Annotated in this window: 11 protein-coding genes and 1 pseudogene; 1 reads left to right on the top strand and 11 read right to left on the bottom strand. The window is 55.8% G+C overall.

Annotated features, from left to right (window positions below; translation table 11 throughout):
- Positions 1-3 precede the first annotated feature (3 nt).
- The 11 genes and pseudogenes from Q6A51_RS15665 to Q6A51_RS27540 form a co-directional block, all read right to left on the bottom strand.
- Entirely contained in the window at positions 4-9255 is a 9252-nt protein-coding gene (locus Q6A51_RS15665) for a calcium-binding protein (RefSeq protein WP_304575212.1), read from the bottom strand.
- Between the two features lie 28 nt (positions 9256-9283).
- Positions 9284-9982, bottom strand: coding sequence for a hypothetical protein (locus Q6A51_RS15660; RefSeq protein ID WP_304575211.1), 699 nt, complete (start codon positions 9980-9982; stop codon positions 9284-9286).
- Positions 9983-10108: 126 nt separating this feature from the next.
- Positions 10109-10426, bottom strand: a complete 318-nt coding sequence (locus Q6A51_RS15655) for a hypothetical protein (protein WP_304575210.1) — start codon at positions 10424-10426, stop codon at positions 10109-10111.
- Positions 10427-10566: 140 nt separating this feature from the next.
- Positions 10567-10749: a hypothetical protein gene (locus Q6A51_RS15650; RefSeq protein WP_025259171.1), complete on the bottom strand. Its 183-nt coding sequence runs from the start codon at positions 10747-10749 to the stop codon at positions 10567-10569.
- Between the two features lie 184 nt (positions 10750-10933).
- The gene (locus Q6A51_RS15645; RefSeq protein WP_304575209.1) at positions 10934-12106 is read right to left on the bottom strand and encodes a lactonase family protein; all 1173 of its coding nucleotides are present in this window, start codon (positions 12104-12106) and stop codon (positions 10934-10936) included.
- A 93-nt stretch (positions 12107-12199) separates the two neighbouring features.
- A complete protein-coding gene (locus Q6A51_RS15640) occupies positions 12200-12484 on the bottom strand; it encodes a DUF5629 family protein (protein WP_304575208.1) in 285 nt (94 codons plus the stop codon).
- Positions 12485-12638: 154 nt separating this feature from the next.
- Entirely contained in the window at positions 12639-13163 is a 525-nt protein-coding gene (locus Q6A51_RS15635) for a hypothetical protein (protein ID WP_304575207.1), read from the bottom strand.
- Positions 13164-13595: 432 nt separating this feature from the next.
- Positions 13596-14135: a hypothetical protein gene (locus Q6A51_RS15630; protein WP_236249347.1), complete on the bottom strand. Its 540-nt coding sequence runs from the start codon at positions 14133-14135 to the stop codon at positions 13596-13598.
- A gap of 39 nt (positions 14136-14174) precedes the next feature.
- Positions 14175-15995 (bottom strand): alpha/beta fold hydrolase, encoded by a 1821-nt coding sequence (locus tag Q6A51_RS15625; protein ID WP_304575206.1) that lies wholly within the window; start codon positions 15993-15995, stop codon positions 14175-14177.
- Positions 15996-16055: 60 nt separating this feature from the next.
- Positions 16056-16781, bottom strand: coding sequence for a methyl-accepting chemotaxis protein (locus Q6A51_RS27545; RefSeq protein WP_405046154.1), 726 nt, complete (start codon positions 16779-16781; stop codon positions 16056-16058).
- A gap of 132 nt (positions 16782-16913) precedes the next feature.
- Positions 16914-17669: pseudogene (locus tag Q6A51_RS27540) on the bottom strand (HAMP domain-containing protein); the annotation flags it as partial.
- Positions 17670-17947: 278 nt separating this feature from the next.
- Between Q6A51_RS27540 and Q6A51_RS15615 the strand changes: the two are divergent.
- A complete protein-coding gene (locus tag Q6A51_RS15615; protein WP_025259164.1) occupies positions 17948-18316 on the top strand; it encodes a PH domain-containing protein in 369 nt (122 codons plus the stop codon).
- Positions 18317-18361: the final 45 nt, after the last annotated feature.

Here is an 18361-nt window from a genome sequence, read left to right as displayed (position 1 = left end):
AGACTACTGCCAGTTGGCTGCGATCACGGCATTGAGCTGATCATGCTGCGCCTGACTCAGGTTGACTTCCCCTCCCTCTGGCGCACCAAAAGCCGCCATGGCACTGACGAGGTTCTCGACCTGATTGGCATACAAGGTCGAACCGCCCGCCTGAATGGCATCCAGGCGCTGGGACGAACCGACATACCAATCCTGTACGGTAACGCTGTCTTGCGCTCCCCGAAGATCAATCACCAGGCTATTCCCCTGACGCGATAACCAGAGGTTGTCACGGCTGACACCTTCAATGCTCAGCACATCGTTATCAGCCTCAGGTGTGTTCGACAGGTTGTTTAGCACGTCCTGACCATCACCGCTGGCAAACGCATAGGTGTCACTCCCGCCGCCACCGATCAGGTAATCGTTACCAGCATTACCACGCAGGAAGTCGTTACCCGCACCGCCGTCGATCAGGTCAGCATCGGATGAACCCAGGATGATCTGGTTGCCCGCCTGACCAGCGAAAACCGTGCCGAAAGCACGCTCGTCGGGCAGGTTCAGGTAAGCCGGTGAACCGGCTGGATCGGGATTGCTCAGGCCAAAGGCATCGAACAACTGACTGGCCGTGATCTGCCCGCCCGAGGCGAATGTGATGCTGTCCACCACGTAGTCTCCACCCAGGAACCAGTTCCTGATCGTCACCTTGTCACTGCCGCCACTGACATTGAGCACCAGGTCATTGCCACTTTTCATCAGGCCGCTGGCAACCTGATTGAAGCTGACGCCCTCAAAATGCAGCGTGTCGGTACCGCCGCCGCTGTTGTCGATCGTCTCCTGACCGCCTCCGGCGGAAAAGACATAGGTGTCGTCACCACGACCACCGATCAGCGTATCGTTGCCTGCACCGCCGTCCAGGGTGTCGCTGCCGTTGCCACCATCCAGACGATCGTTCCCGGCGTCGCCGAACAAGGCGTCATTGCCATTGAAACCCTGCAACAGGTCGCTCTGCGCAGTGCCGTCGAGCACATCATCGCCGGTCGATCCCTGGGCCGTATTGTCGAAGCCTGCCGCTGGAGCCGGCATGGACAGTCCGAAGGCACCGTAGATCTGCGCTGCCGTGAGCTGGCCGCCGGTTTCAAAGGTAAAATTCTCCACCAGACGGTCGCCGCCCAGGAAGAATTCCTTGAGCGTTATCTGGTTGGCCGAACTGCCGTTGACCCGAAGAATCAGGTCATTGCCCGACTTCATCAAACCACTGGCCACCTGATTGAAAGTGATGCCATTGGCGAACAGCAGCGTATCTGCGCCAGCGATTTCCTCGATGACATCCTGGCCCGCGGTATAGACATAAGTGTCATCGCCAATACCGCCAATCAGGGTGTCGTTGCCCGCAACACCATTGAGCGTATCGTTGCCGGCCCCGCCCAGAAGGATGTCGTTGCCAGTCGTGCCGGTCAGTACATCTGAACCGCCCACACCCGCCACCGGCGGCTCTCCCGTCCCGCCTGGATTGCCGGGTTCGGTCGGTTCCTCCGGTTCGCCCGGCTCAACCGGCTCTTCGCCACCGCTCCCGTCGGGCAGCGCCGTGAGCCGCCCGGCGATCTGGGCGGTGGTCAGGTAACTGCCGCCATCGGGTTGCACATAATCGATGGCGTAATCGCTGCCGAGAAAATGATTGGTGACACGGACCTGCTGACCAAGATCGCCATCGACCAGGATGATCAGATCATCACCATCACGGTGGTAACTCAGGCGGGACAAAGCCACGTCCAGGAAGAACACTCCGTCGAAGCCGCCCCCACTGTTGTCGATGACATCCACGCCGTCGCCCGCGCGGTAATAGTAGGCATCGTCACCCGTTCCACCGGCCAAGGCATCGTCGCCATCCTCGCCGATCAATACGTCGTTGCCAGCGCCACCGATGAGCCAGTCGTTACCTGAGCCATTGTGCTGGCCATTGCCGCCTGACAAGTAGTCGTTACCGTCGCCACCCTCGACCTGATCGTCGCCGCCCATGCCGAACACGGTGTCGTTACCTGCCAGGCCACGCAGAAGGTCTCGACCGTCGTAACCAGCCAGTTGCTCACCGCTTGCCGTGCCTTCGATCAGGGCGTCAAAGCCGCCAGCCACGCCCTGCGCAGCGACGATATGGCCTATGCGCTCGGCGCTCAGCAGATAACCACCGGAGGGTTGGACGTAGCTGATAGCCTTGTCGCCCCCGAGGAAGTGACCGAGCACTCGCACCGACTGCGCGCTGTCGCCATCGATCAGAATCAGCAGGTCGTCACCAACACGACTGAAGCTCAGGCGGTCCTGACCGATATCATCCGTGAAAAACACCCCTGAATAGCCGCCACTATTGTCAATGATGTCGGCTCCGCCTCCCGGGTTATAAACATACTTGTCGTCACCCGTTCCGGCTGCCAGGAAGTCGTCTCCGGCACCTCCGTTGAGCTGGTCATTGCCGCTGCCTCCGTAGAGGCTGTCGTTGCCGGCCTCGCCTTCGAGGTAGTCGTTGCCGTCTTCGCCATGAATCACATCGTCGCCAGCACGGCCCCATGCCTGATCATCACCGTCACCCAGACGGATATGGTCGTCGAGTTCACGGTAGCCAATGAAGCTGTCGCCACTGGAAGTACCCTGCCAGACCACACGGTTCTCCACATCGGCCTGGCTCAGCGAGCTGCCGTCGGCGAACAGGAAGTGCTCCAGCTTGAAGTGGTCGGTCGGCTCCTGGAACCAGTTCTGTACCGTGATCGAATCGCTGCCGTTAGCATGCTCGATGATCAGGTCGTCGCCACGGCGCACGAAACTCAAGTCGGAAGCTGCGATACCGGCACCGAAGCTCAAGGTGTCGGTACTCGGCTCGATGTTGCTGTAAGACTCACCCGGCCGCCGCTCGATCAACAGGTCTTGGCCATCGCCCAGACTGAAGAGGTAAGTGTCATCGCCGAACGAACCGTAAAGCGTATCGCTGCCGGCTCCGCCCTCAAGCGTATTGTTGCCCTGATTCCAGGGGTTGCTGTAAGCCTCCAGCACGTCGTCACCCGCACCGCCTCGCAAGGTATCGAAGCCCTGACCGCGCAGAATATCGTTACCCGCGCCGCCGTACAGATCGCCGCTGCCTTCAAGCAGATCGTCACCGTCACCGCCGTCAAGCACGCCATTCCCCTGGAGAGTGTCGTCGCCTGTCTCGCCATACAGGGCGTCGAAGCCACCGCCACCGATCAGAACGTCGCTCCCGTCACCGCCGTGCAGAGTATCGTTGCCACTGCCCCCGTCGAGCAGGTCGTCGCCGATATCGCCGCTCAGCAGATCATCACCGTTGCCGCCATAAAGGGTGTCGATACCATCGCCACCGCTGATCTGGTCATTGCCATCCTGACCGTAAACGAGGTCGCTGCCTGTCGCCGCACTGATCACATCGTCGTCGGCATGGCCGAAGATAATGTCATCCAGAGCGGTTCCTTCCAGAGCCTTGCGCTTGATCGCTTCGTAGTCCCAGGTGGTGCCGTCGAACACGAACTGCTCGATCGCAGTCGCTCCCGCAACGCCCGCCTGGTAAGAGAACTGGCCGAGGATGCGTAACCGGTCATTGGTGACCTGATTGAGCACCACCAGATCGGTGCCATCACGGCGTAACAGCAGGTCGGCTGGCGCCACACCCTGAAACTGCACGCTATCGGTGCCGGCACTGTCGATGATGAGATCGTTGCCCCATCCAGCAGTGAACTGGTACCGATCGCTTCCCGCACCACCCTCCAGGTGGTCGTCTCCAGTACCGCCTTCGAGCAGGTCATCGCCATTGCCAGCCTGCAGGGTGTCGTTGTCGGCACCGCCATGCAAACTGTCGTCGCCAATGCCACCATCGAGCAAGTCGACTCCGGCACCACCGGACAGCAGATCGTTTCCAATACCGCCATAGAGTGTGTCGGTCCCTTCGCCACCAAGCACGGTATCGTTGCCATCTCCAGCCTGGACGTAGTCGTTGCCAGCACCGGCGTCGATCGTGTCATCGTCGGCATGGTCGTAGATAGTATCGTCCTGTGCCGTTCCTTCCAGCGCCTTGAGTTTGATGGCCTCATAGCCCCAGGTAACGCCGCCGTCGAACACGAACTGTTCGATGGCCGTCACCCCGGCCACACCAGCCAGATAGGAGAACTGGCCACTGATACGCAACTGATCTCCGGTGACCTGGTTGAGCACCACCAGATCCGAACCTTCACGGCGCAGCAGCAAATCAGCCGGCGCTACGCCAGTGAACTGAACGCTGTCGCTGCCAGCGCTGTCGATGATGAGGTCCTGCCCCCAACCGGCAGCGAACCGGTATTGGTCGTTGCCCGCTCCGCCTTCAAGGTGATCGTTACCGGTATCGCCCTGCAGAATGTCATTGCCATGACCTGCATAGACATAATCAGCGCCAGCGCCTGCGATGATCAGGTCATCACCATTGCCGGCGTCCAGAAGGTCATTGCCATCGCCACCGTAGAGGCTGTCGTTGCCATCTCCGGCACTCACCACATCATCGCCCCCAAGGGCCTCGATCAGATCATCGCTGGAATAGGCGTTGATCAGGTCGGCAGCCTCAGTGCCCTCAAGGGTGAGCAGGCGCAATTGCTCCGGGTCAATCACAGTCTCCAGCCCGTCTCCGTAGCGCAGGCGCATCCCGCCAAGCGGGATCTCGCCACTAAAGAAGGAGGACAGCGATAGCTGGTCGCCGACGCTGTCGGGGAAGGCAATATCCAGACTAGTGCCGTTGCGACGGAATACCAGACTTTCCAGCGGCAGGTCGGAGAGGTAGATCGTCACGACATTTTCGTAAGTATCCACGACCACGTCCCGGCCATCTCCACGAGCGAACAGGTAGCTGTTTGTGCCCGAGCCACCATAGAGCTGGTCGTAGCCCTTACCGCCAGCCAGCAGATCATCACCGGCTCCGCCAGACAGCACATCGTCGCCGTCGCCTCCCTGCAAGGTGTCACGACCCGCGCCCCCCTGGAGGTCGTCATTGCCTGCACCGCCGCTCAGGATGTCGTCGCCAGCACCACCAATGAGCAGGTCGTTGCCGTCGCCGCCGTCCAGTGAGTCGTCACCTTCACCACCGAGCAACAAGTCGTTTCCGGCATCCCCGAACAGAGTGTCCTTGCCGGCACCAGCGTCAAGTGTGTCGTTCCCTTCCCCGCCGAGCAGAGTGTCGTTGCCGCCGTTGCCATACAGAAAGTCGTGGCCTGCCAGGCCAGACAGCACGTCGTCGGAAGCATACCCTTCGATCAGGTCATCACCATCGCTGGCTTGCAGCACCATCCCCATGACATCTGCGATGGTCCAGATGGTGCCGTCGTGAAAGACAATCTCGTCAACGGCCATGCTGTTGGCAGCTTCGCTGGAAAAGTAGTTGTTCAGGCGAATGCTGTCGCTGGCAGAAGTACGAATGAACAGGTGGCTGTTGCTGCGCTCGATGCTGACCGCATCCGGGTCGATGCCTTGGCCGAACACCACGCGATCCACCCTGGCGCCCGTCACTTGTGCGGCGTTGTCTATGACATCGTTGCCATACCCGACCTCGAACAGATAGGTGTCACTGCCACGGCCGCCGATCAACGAATCGTTGCCTGTGCCGCCGATCAGTGTGTCATCGCCGTCATCGCCCATCAGTACATCATCACCGGCACCACCGGATAGCTGGTCGTCACCCGCCAGGCCATGGATGTTGTCGTTGCCTGCCAGAGCATCGATGGTATCGCCCACCGTGCTGCCGAATATCAGGTCGTTGCCCTCGGTGATCGAGGACGCGGTCAGGATATCCAGGATCTGCTCGATGTTCAGACTGCTGCCGTCGGCAAAGGCCAGCCGCTCTATCGCACCGAAATCAAGCGTGCCGTCGAAGTCGAAGAAGTTGTCGATACGCAACGAACCGGAATCACTGCCATCGGGGTTCTTGACGCTGATAGTGACCGTAGTGGCGTTACGCGAGAACACAAGATCGTCCTGGCCAATGCCCTCGCCGAACACCACCTGATCCAGACCGCCGCGATCAAGGATGGTGTCGTTGCCATGGCCCCAGGAGAAGTGGTAACTGTCATTGCCCGTCTGACCGTAGAGCCTGTCGTCGCCACCCAGGCCATAGAATATGGAGTCAGCTTCTATCCCGGACAGCGTATCGCTGACCGTCGTGCCGATCCTGGTCGAGAAGTCGAAGAACGAGGCCAGATCGGTGTTAGCGGCAGCAATGGCCTGAAAGGCAGCATCGCGCTTGTCGCGGTAGCCAGGCGAATAAGTCCCAAGGTCGGTCAGGATCGCAATGACACTGGCGATCCGGTCGACCCGGTCATTGGCGTAAAGGTTTTCCAATGTACCTTGCAGGCTGCCCCAGTCCACTGTGATGCCGTTGGCGTCAGAGCCGAATGCGGACTGGATGATGCTCATCTCCTGCGCATACTCGGTCTGCGCCAGAATCTGGGCAGCGGTAAAACGTTTGAATTCCAGATACTCGGCCACCAGAATCGGCGCGGCCTGGCCATGGGGGTTCGGATCGTACTCACCCCAGCACCAGATTCCCATGTAGGAACGCCCCACAAGGTTCTCCAGCGTCACCAGCTGGCGCGCGTCCATCACATGGCCATAAACCTTCATTGGGTCCCGGCTGTACGGGTCCACACCCTCGGCACCCGCCCAGCGGTAGATCAGATCGTCGAGCAGCGCGTCGCGGCTGGCGGCATCGCTGGACGACACATACTGTTCAAGCAGGGACTTCAGTTCGGGGTCCATTGCCATGGCCTGGTGCAGGTCATGCACCTTGCCGAACCCCTTGGCATTGGCGAGGGACAGGATGTCCGGGGCAAGCTCGATGTCGCCACTGTTCACCCGGCGTGTGGTGTCTACCTTGAACCACACGTCCGCAGCGGTGGAGGCGGTGCCATTGCTCAGCATGATGGTGCCGACCTGACGATGCTCGTGACCGTGAGTGTCCACATGGCTGGAGTCGGTGTAGCCCGTACTGATCGACACCACACCGGCATCGGCCAGGCTCTGCAACTCGCTCACATCGCTGATGCCGTTGCCATTGAGATCGCGCCAGACTTGCAGCTCAGCGTAAGAGCTGTCTTGCGCATCAATCACGCCATCGCCGTTGTCGTCATACTCGGCCAAGGCCTGAAAACCGTTCTCGGCAGTCTGACCATTACTCAGGATGCTGTGGTTGCCGAACAGTTCGGTGCCGTTGCTGATACGGCCGTCACCGTTGCGGTCGTGTACCAGCAGCCCGTCGTCCGGGCTGACCCAGCCGGACATTTCACTCAGGCCATCACCATCCAGGTCAAAGTAGCTGGCACCGACTTCCAGTGTTTCGATACCGTCGCCATCCAGGTCAAGGACGATGGGGGATGTGCGACTCTCGGCATCATCGGTCTCAGGCGTTTCGTCTTCTTCCTCTTCTTCCTCACTGAGGACAATCTGCAAGTCGCTGCTGTCCTTGTTGTAGTCGTTGATGACGAGAGAGCCATTGACGACCAGAGTGGTGCCATCCAGGAAATAGGTATTACCGCCGCCGTAGTACGTGTTCTCGGGGTCGGTTTCCTTGCGGGAGCCGCCGGTGAGTTGCTGATTGCCCAGGTAAACTTTCCCTTTGCCGTCAGTATCGGAAATGATGTCCTTGCTATCGGCCTTGTAGATGTCGAATCCATCGTCGCCCTTGAGGTTATCCTGACCATCGCCTCCTTCAAGGTAGTCGTCCCCGAGACCGCCCTCGAGACTGTCATCTCCCTGACCACCATACAGGGTGTCCTTGCCTTCCCCACCCAGCAGGGTGTCGTTGCCCTGCCCGCCATAGAGAGTATCGACCCCCTCTCCTGCGTCGAGATTGTCATCGCCAGCACCGCCCTCGATGTAATCGTCGTCCTCCCCGCCATTGAGCGTATCGGCGCCATCCATGCCGAAAAGGTAATCCTTGCCCTCTCCACCCTGAATGCTATCGCTGCCGCTGCCGCCGAAAACGATGTAGCGCTTGTCCATGACACCAAGATCAACGCCATCGATCGTCAGCTTGTACTCTGAGCCACTGCTGTAATCCCGGAACTCGATGTCACCGGGAATGGGAACAGGGAGGCCGAATGGCATTTCATAGGAGCCATCCGTGTCACCGGACTCTCGATAGAATTTCTCGAAGATGAGGAACGATGCACGCTTGTCGATCCACTCATCGGACAGAGCACCTTTTCCGGTTTTCACGTCCGCCAGGCTCAAATCGCTGGAGTAGCCTGGAAGCTCGATGGCGATCGGAGACAAGGCGTACAGCGCATTCCTGACCGAAATATTGCTCTTGGCCAACGAAACAAGTGCCCCCTTCTCGCCGGGCAGAAGGATCGTATTCGCGTTGAGCGCAATCGATGAATCAAGGCCGGAGAAAAAGCTTTGTGCCGCACCTGCAAAATTCTCGGGCGTGGTCGCCGAGTCTGAGCGTTTGCCTAGATAGGTCGCCCGAAGCCAGTCCAGGACCACATGCGTACCGGCTTCGGAAATGAGTTCTCCGAGTTTTCGTGCTTCGCCAGACAAGAGGGACGTGATGTTATTGGTTGCGAGTGCCCGCAACTCACCAAAGCCGGCAGTATCAAAAGTCTCCCATCCGACGCCCAGGTCATCCAGAAGGGTCTTGTCCAGAGTAAGAAGATCAGTCAGTCCAGCACTTCTGGTTTTTTCAAAGGCATAGGCATAAGCGTCATAGGCAAAGAGCAGGTTCTTGACGTCATCTACGCGATTGAGATCGTCCCCGCCCTGTCTTGTGAACCGATTGGTTTCATTCTGCCCGAGCGCCGAGAAAAGAATGGTCCCCGACCAAGCGGCATTTATTTCTCCACCGGCGCTGTCGTTCCCCAAAGAGGCAAATAAAACCTGCCCTACGCCAGTCGCATCATTATTTGCAATATCTGAAATAGTGGGGACCAGCCATTGTCCAGTGCTGGATCGGCGACTCGGATCGAGAATGTCATTCAGGGCATTGATTGCCACCTGATTTGAAGCCTTCTGCATGAGGGCGTCTGAATAGGCGACACCACGCAGTTCCATCTGCCGCTGACTGTAAGACCTGATAATTTCCGCAAAGACCCCTTGCCCCGCGTTGGCAAGTGCCGCCCCCTGCAACCATAACTTTACAGCGCCATCCGGAAGCATGCTGGCAATGGCGTTGTACACATCGGCATAGTTGCCATCAGCATTCGGAGCGCGGCCTTGAAGGTCGCGAATAATTGATATCTGTTCGTCCGTCAGGTAGCTATTGCTCATCGTGAACCTCCATGGCTTTGATTGTTATTTACTTCACTTCATATACATCAATCTTGTTACGCACTTCTTTCGTGATGGACTTCCAATCCTTCAGGAGGTCATAGGAGAAAAAAGATTGAATGAGCAGCCCTGAGTGACTGTAGAAAGACGTCCTGCACGTGCCGTTTTTTCTGGAAGGGTCTTTTGGCCAGATAACCCTGCAGAAGAACTCTGTCGGGGGCGTGGTGTTGTCTGATTCCCGGGATTGGTAAATGTAAGTCCGGGAGACGTCTGTAAAAGACGGGGCGTTTACAGGATATTCGATCAAGTCCAGGTCTGTGCGCTCGACTGGCGTGCCTGTCTTTTCAAAAGACAACATGCTTTCCATCCGGGCAGGGTTTCCCCGCGTGGAAATCTCTGTCCTGATCATGTGCTGCTCCCCTTTGCCTGCCGGTCCCGTTCTGGGTGGGTTAAAGAGGAAGCCCATGTTGAGGTGCAAGGTCAGCATGTCAGCCTTTGCGGCTTGAATGGTGCCAGCCGTATACACATCGAACACAACATCCGCAGGTACTCGGAAAGTCGAGCTTGCGACCTGGATCGTATTCGGTTCACCCTTGGTAATACCGTGGGCAGCAAGGTACTCTGGGGTATTGATTTTGGGAGCTTCCTTGTCGCAGGCGGCAAGAAAGAAGAACAGAGGCAAGAGAGCGAGGCAGCGGCAGAGCCTTGCATAGGCGTCGTGAGTCACAGGAATCCCTTCGGCGTGATGGCTAAGTGATTCTGTATTGAAAACAGGCTAATGTGCAAAATTCTTCGCGAATGAATTCTCTCCTACCCAAACCGTGTGGGCGAATTTATTCGCGAACAACCCGAATCACGACGCGCGTTCCTGTGAGTCCGCAGCCACGACCACAGAAGGCGCAGCCGATTCGTAGGTACGGGTTTTAAGCTGGGGGTTCATGCTGGTGATGGTCACTACAGCAATGAAAACAACATAAAGCGAAATCGCGATATACGCGCCTTGTTTGATTGAACCCAGAATGGCAGTGGCCATGTTTACTGCTCCATAATGTTTTGCATGGCCAACAGGATCGTCGATATCCACAACATTGAAAAACCATAGGTATGCATAGCCACTATCAGTTTTCTTGATGAGTGGAACATAAAAGCTAAACCCAGGATAAACACCCACGCATAAAAATCCCCCGTCACTCATGAAGTAACGGGGGATTCGGTGTAAGCCCAGTCCACAGTAGATGCATGGTCTGCCACGCAATGGGCAGTGGTCGCAAAAACCTGTGTGAGCCAGTGAAAACAGTGGTCGTTCAGTGCTTACTGCGCGGTCTTGTGGTCCAGCGCGGCATAGAAGTTGGCACTTTGTTGCAGGTATTTTGGAGTGTAAGTCTGGGTGGCGTGGGCTTTCTTGTCGCTGACTTCAACGCTGGCGCTGGCAGGGAGAACAACAGATGCCGAAATAGCCGATGCTGCAATGATGGAAAAGATATTGAAGTTCATGTCGTTAACCCTCGGTGGTCTTTTATATATGCACGCTTGGATTCAAGTGGTGGCCGTTCTGGCCGTGACTCAGACTTACGCCCGAGGCTGCTCATTCAAAAATCTTTTATGCCACTAACTCATATCATCTGGATTAATAGTTGCTCAAGCCCACGCAAACCGCGGGCTTGAGCCTTGGAGACAGTCAATCGCGAGACAGGAAATGCAAATCCGAAGGCGAGTCGAAATCGATTTTCTGCACCGTATCGCCCAGCATTCCACTTTGCGGGTCGCGGCGAACCGTCACGATCTGGTTGCTCTTCTGGTTGGCGATCAGCATGAATTTGCCACTGGGGTCGAAGCTGAATTCCCGTGGCTCCGTACCTTCCACCGAGCGACGCTGTAGCTCTTCAAGCTTGCCCGTGGTCGGATCGATCCGGAAAACCAGCAGTTGATTGGCTTCACCCCGATTGGCGACATACAGAAAACGGCCATCGGGCGATGCATGCAAACCACCGGCACCATTGCGTTGCTGCACGCCCTGGTTTTTCAGATCGACCAGTTGGGTCTGCTTGAACTCGCCATCCAGATAATCGAACACCGCGACCTGAGCCGACATTTCCAGAACCAGCCAGGCATGCTTGCCTTCGCGACTGAACAGGATATGCCGCGGTCCGCTACCACCCGGCAACTGCACCGAAGCGGTACTGGCTGGCTGCAAAGGCCTGGCCTGACTGGCGTCGTAGCGGTATACGAACAGTTTGTCGGCGCCAAGATCGGCAGCAACCACATACTTGCCATCGGGCGTCGGCACCGCCGCATGCACATGGGAAGACATCTGACGTTCCGGGTTGACCTGGCTGGCAGTATTCGGCCCGGCGGACTGCACAACGTCCTGAAGCTTGCCGTCCTTGCCAATCGGCAATACAGCCAAAGACCCGCCAGGATCGGGCTGTACCGCATAGTTGGAAACAAACAGATAACGCCCGTCAGGGCTCAGGCTCGAATGCGTAGGCTCGTCGCCCTTGCTCTTGACCTGATTGAGAGGCGTCACCTGATGGGTCTTGGGTGCGATGGCAAAACTGCTGACCTTGCCTTCCACATCACTCTGCCCTGGCCCGTTCTCGTTGACCGCGTACAAGTAACGCCCGTCCTTGGAGAGGGTCAGCCAGGAGGGATTTTCGGCACGGATCACCTGACGCGGTGCGGGATCGATCTTGCCCGTCTGGCTATCGAAGCCGAAACGGTAGATGCCTTCGCTCTTGCCCTGGGTGTAGGAACCCACCAGCAAATCGGTATCGGACATGGTTTGGGCCTGTACGGGGAAAACACTGATTGCACTGGCAAGCGCCAGCCACGGCAGAAACGCAGGAGTCATGGGGGCATTCCTTTTCTTGTTCAAATTATGGGTGCCGGCTTAGCGACAGTCAGGGCTATGACAGGCTATCGCTCATGTAGTTTTGCGGGAGAATCAATCCAGCTCGCTTTCATCCTCATCATTGGGGGTGAACGCATCGAGGCAGATGATGCGGTGATCGGCATTGCCATCGTTGACGACCCAGCTTTGCAGGCTTTCATCGAAGGTCGCCGCCTGAATCTGCGCCAGGCTGAAACGCCATACCTTGCGCTCGCGGCCATCCATGCATTCGATATTCAAATCATCGCCCAGAGAGAACTCCCAGGCGTGAAGCCCATCGATTTCCAGCATCGTGGAAGCTTGCAGGGCGGCCAGCAGGGTGGTGGGTGTGGTTGTCATGAGGGATCATCGGCCTTTGTAAAAGGGCGAATGATAGGGCAATACCGATGGGACGGCTATGAACATGCCGTGAGGCACGGAGACACACTTCCGGTTCCGTATCTCCGACGTCTGCCTTCTGGCACTTTTTATTCAAGATTAATACCCAGGTCTTCTATGCCACAGGTTTGATGACTCCATTATCAATCGAAGCCACCTTATTCATAGGCACTTTTATTATCTGCCCTGGCGAAGTGATACTATCCAAAACAGCCAGATCCGCTTCATAATCAACCAACTTAAGTGCAGCATGCTGAGGCTGTTGAGTTCCACAGAAATAACCAGGAATTATAAGCTCAGTGCCCTCAGGAATTCGAGAGAATGCAGTATCCATATCAAGCCCTAGACCATGCGACCACTCGTTATACCACTCTGTACCCGTCCAGGCAACAACACTCTGATGCCCTATTAATTCCGACCCAATAGAACGTGCATCCCACACTTCATCTCCATTGACGCGTACGATTTTATCCACAGAAACAGTATAAACTTTTCCTTTATAAACCTTATCCAATATGCCGATCGTCTTTTTGGCAACATCAACCGACTTCAGCTCACCCTCGTATACAAAGCTCACACTCCCCGATTTTTCCTCCACCCTGAATATAGAACCCGGCGCAGCCTTGACAAACGTATCCATTAAACTTTCCATTGTGCCATCTCCTATGACACCCCTACTCACTCTTTACGGTAGCAGTATTTTCTCGTCACTTAATGGCACCAGACAGAGTCGCTAGAATACTTTCAGGTTTAAACTACCCGTGTTATATCCAAACAGTTGACGAGTCTCTTCCTTCACGACTCAAAAACACCGCCCCCTCGCCTGCTTATCACCTTACACTCTAATTTTCAGCATCGATATTCAATATCTCGATTGATGCATGGCTATAATCGGGTCAGATCAAAACCACATAAGAACTGAGCCCCAGCCCCTTGTCCCCCCGGATTTCGGGATCACTGATGCTCACGGGGATCAACCGCTCGATCAACGTCCAAAAAAGAGAGAGACAGTGGCGGCTCAATATTGCGCCACTGCTTGCCGAACTTGCATTTCTATAGTGACAGTTGAAGCTCAATAAACACGATCCTCCTGCTTCAGGACATAGATACGCCTTATCGTCCAGAGAGAGATCAGTAGCAGGATCAGTGTCAGTGATAGCCCACCGGACAGGATGTAAAAATCCGGACGGTAAGTGTGCAACTCGGAAGCAATCGCGTTTTTCCCGGTAAACCAGCTCGAATAAACCAGAGAGATGGCGTCTCCCACCTCATAGTGAGTATTTTCGTCATAGCGCGGATCGAAGTATTGATCGTCGTGAGCCTCGCCTTCCTCATCCACATACCGATAATGGATTATTTTGCCCATACTGTTTCGGGGAATATTTTCCAGCGCTTTTACACTCCCCGAGACCTGGACGGCACCAAGCTGCATGACTGCATAAGTCGATCCTTGATGCCGAGCCAGTGAAGCCAGAAACAGAATCGCGCAACAGGCAAAGGTAAGCAGAATGACTCGATTGAACAGATTATCTTTTTCAGCTTCGCGCGGATAAAACATCAAACATTCCTTCGTCGTACCAAAGCGGTCAAGAGCATTGATTTCGGCAGCCAATGCGCAAACTTGAGGCTTTGGTACATCACTGAAGGGTTTCTACAATCTGGTAACTGCCAGCCAGATCAAAACCACGTAAGAACTGAGCCCCAGCCCCTTGAGCAACCCTCGGGTTTCGGGGTCACTGATGCTCACGGGGATCAACCCCACGATCAACGTCCAGCCAAAGTAAATAAATAAGAGTATCAGCCCCCAGACCAGGTAAGGCATTCGTCCCAGAAACTCGACAATGGCATTACGTCCAGATACTGAGTTGATGATTTTTTCTGTATCGAGCGTGCCCTTCAGAACAAACCTGGCAATAAAATCCCACTCCTCTTCTTTGATACCAGCGTCGTGCTGCCCCTTCAAATATTGAACCTGAAATAAACCATTCGAGTTCTTGAAAGCTTTGAACCCATCGTGGCCAGCACTACCGAGATCCTGCCAACCGAAAACCTGAAAAAGTTTAGGAAAAAAGGCGACGACCCAATCGGAAGTGGCAACAAGGTTGAGCACATTTTTCACTCTGGGCTGATTGGCATCAAGAAGCTTCTCCCAGTCGTACCCGACCCGGACAACGCTGCCTGCAAAAACCACATTTTTGAATTTACAGCATGGATACAACTCCAGAGCTTTGGCGATCAGGTAAGTGCCGTTGCTATGTCCGACGTAAGAAAACTCGGCATTGGGGTAGCGCGCCAAGGCTTCTGTGTACTGATCCATCAACCATTCCACTTTATTGCGGCGATACCATGGCAACAGGAACGGAAGCATTGGAAAGTAGCCATAGCTGGAGGTTTCCGTAGCCCACTCACATGATGCCAGGACGGCGTTAGGTGCCGTGGCTTCTTTGGCAGCCAGAGTCCTTACCCTTCTGGCGATTTTCTGCGTCCAGAACCCTTGATCCCGAATACCGTGAATGACAAACACAACGTTCTCTATGGCTGGATTCTCCACAAAAAACTTCTCATCCGCCGGAATAACTTCTAATCCGCGTAAAGACTCCTTAGACGAACTCAATGCCTGCTTTAGGACTGCTTTACGATCAAATCCATACTGTAGATCCTGCAAGTCCACCACATCGGCATGGCCTGAAAATGGCACATCCAGATAAATGAAATCATGCCCGGAAACAAGATCCAGATTATCTTGCGGCGATACAACATCATCCCGAGAGCCCAGCAATTGTACTATCAGAGTCTCACCGGGAAACGTTGGACGCTTCAGCCACTGAATTCTCAGTTGAGTAATGAACTCAGCCCCTCGTCTGAGCTTGAAAATCAGAAGCCAGCGCCGGGTGAAAAACCTGATGATATAGGCCATCACCAGACCAAGACGCCAGCCAATTGCATGTAGAGGGCTCAAGTGATGGGAGATCTGCCAGCCTCGATTCATCCCCGCAAGCAGCACAATGCGCGTTACCAATGGCGCCCAGGTTCGCGCCGATAGCAGTCCATTTTCACTCTTGAAGCCTTGCTGGTGATAAATCGGCTCAAAAGGTGCTTTGGAGGTTTCACCACAGGCAGCGACATAAAGCTTACGGCCAATGACACCGCCTACACTGTGCCCAACAATCACTATTGATGTGAAAGGGCTGCCTTCATGACTAGCCAAGTCGACCAGCTCATCGACACCAACAAGCAGGCTGCAAACAATTTCATCGGGATCGACCCGTGAGAAAAGGCCTGTAGGAAGTTCTGGACACCAGATTCTTGCTTTGGGCCAAAGCTCTTGAATTGAATCGGAAACAGCCTTGAGACTCGAGGCCTGTCGTAGATAGGCATGAAGCAGTACGACCAAGCGCCCCTCCCCCGAACAGTTGTCCGACAGAGTCATGTTCAACTCACTCGTAGAGGCGTGCTCTTCTTTAACGATCATGTCGATATCCCTATCCTTACAATCCATCCAGATAAATTGAAGCCAAAGAGCTTCCCTGACTCAAAGCCGAAACCGATCCACCGACTGCGATAACTGCCCCGCCAGCGCCGATAAGTCATCGGTCGTCCCCGCCGTCTGGCCAATGACTCTGCTATTGCCTTCGGACATGTTGGCGATCATTTCCACCTGATGAGCGATTTCGTTGCTGGCCAGGCTTTGTTCGCTGATGGTGCGGCTGATGTCGTTGACCAGTTGGGTCGTGCTCAGCGTGGCTTCGAGGATTTCGCGGATGGCGCGTTCGACTTCGGCGGTGACGGCCATGCCCTTGTCGACCTGGGCAACGCCCGCTTCCATGCTGGTGACGGCTTCGCGGGTGTTTTGCTGGATACGCGAAACCATGCTGGCAATTTCCTGGGTGGAGGCGCTGGTGCGCCCGGCCAGGCTTCTGACTTCGTCGGCAACCACCGCAAAGCCACGTCCCTGCTCTCCGGCGCGGGCGGCTTCGATAGCGGCGTTGAGGGCGAGCAGGTTGGTCTGGTCGGCGATGCCCTTGATCACCTGGATGATGTTGAAAATGCCCTCGGACTCTTCATCCAGATTGCGGATCACCTGGGCCGATTGCTGCGAAGAACGGGCAATGCCTTCCATATCGCTGACCACCTGATGAATCACTCGACCACCATTTCTGGCCAGAGCTTCGGCCTGGTTGGCCATGTTCAGAGCACGCTCGGCATGCCGGGTGATTTCTTCGATGCTGGCCGTCATTTCACTGGCCGCTGCAGACATGGTGCTGGCTGCGGTGCTTTGCTGCTGGCTGCTACCCGCCACTTCATGGCAGCCGCTGCTCAGTTGCTGGCTCATGTCGGTGACGCCGTGGGCATTGCGGCGCACCACTTCGATCATGCCTCGCAAGTCGCGCTGCATGGTTGCCAGGCTGCGAATCAGCATGCCCGCTTCGTCTTGTTGCCGGGGCTCGGCGATGGATTCGCTCAGGTTGCCATGGGCGATGCTTTCAGCGATCCGGCTGGCGGACTGCAACGGCCCCATGATGCTGCGGATAACCCAGAGACCCTGAACGACCAGCAATATCAGGCTGGCGACGAGTACAACACCAAGGGTGAGGTTGGCATTGCTGCTGGCTTGTTGAGTTTCTTCGCTGGTCTGTTGCGTGCTGCTTTCGATGACCTCGCTCAGGCTGGCCATTTCGTCTTCAAGCTCGCCGAACGCCTTGTTGAAGACGCCCAGTTCCTTTTGTGCGCTCTCAGGGTTGTCGAGGGCCAGCCCGACAATTCTTTCGCCAGCGGCAATGTAGGTTTCGAGGCTGGGTTTGACCTTGTTCAGGCCTGCCTTGATGGTTTCATCGACCGGCAGCTTGAGGTTTTCGTCGAGCACTTTACGAAAGAGTGCGGCATGTTCGGCAATGGAGCTTCGCACCTCGTCTTTGGTGCTGTCGCTCTTGCCCAGGCCAACCAGCATGGCCGAGAGCACATCGGCGCGCAAAGCGTCATGCATCATGTCGGCTTCAAGATGGTTGCGCAGCGCGGTCATGCTGACCTCGTTGTCCTCCATCGCATGGGCCATCCGGACATTGCCCACATAACTGACCAGACTCATGATCAGGATGGCTAGCACACCGGTCCCGATAAGCAGAAGCAAACGTAGTTTTATAGACACCCTGCCGTCCTCTTGTGGTCCTTCAGATAGATACAAACGTAGCTCTAGATGGGTTGTCGGCACGCTCGCCGGGTTAGTTAAGACTATTTGCAGGTTTTCGCTGATTGGCTACCGATACTGGCTGCATCCGGGCGTCCGCAACCGCTCTGCCACACTCATTGAAGACACATCCAGCCAGAAAACAGGCATAGTGCTATCCTCGGCGCGGCATCCACAGTCAGCCTGCTGGCAGATGCCCGAAGGCCTGAAAACACACATTTGAAGACAGGGATAAAGGGATGATTGACTTCAGTAACAAAGGTTTCTTCAAGCTGAAGCAGAACAGCGAATACGCCGAGCGTGTGACTGAACTTCTGCTGGAAGGCGAACAGATCATCGATTCCTATAAATCGTTGCGCGATGGCGTGGTTTTCACCAGCAAGCGAATCATTGCGGTCAACGTGCAGGGCATCACCGGCAGCAAGAAGGACTTCACGTCCCTGCCCTACAAGAACATCGTCGCCTATTCCGTGGAAACCTCCGGGACCTTCGATCTGGACTCCGAACTTGAGGTCTACTTTTCAGCGCTGGGTAAAGTGAAATTCGAATTCACCGGCAAGACCGAGATTGTCGAGATTTCAAAAATCATTTCCAGGCACATCTTCTAAACTCGCGACCTGCTCAGCGCTAGTTGATCGTTCCATCTCCAGTAG

The sequence above is a fragment of the Pseudomonas serbiensis genome, assembly GCF_030580745.1.
Classification (GTDB): Bacteria; Pseudomonadota; Gammaproteobacteria; order Pseudomonadales; family Pseudomonadaceae; genus Aquipseudomonas; species Aquipseudomonas serbiensis.
Note: the sequence above shows the minus strand (reverse complement) of the source record. Positions and strands in the feature narration are given on the sequence as shown.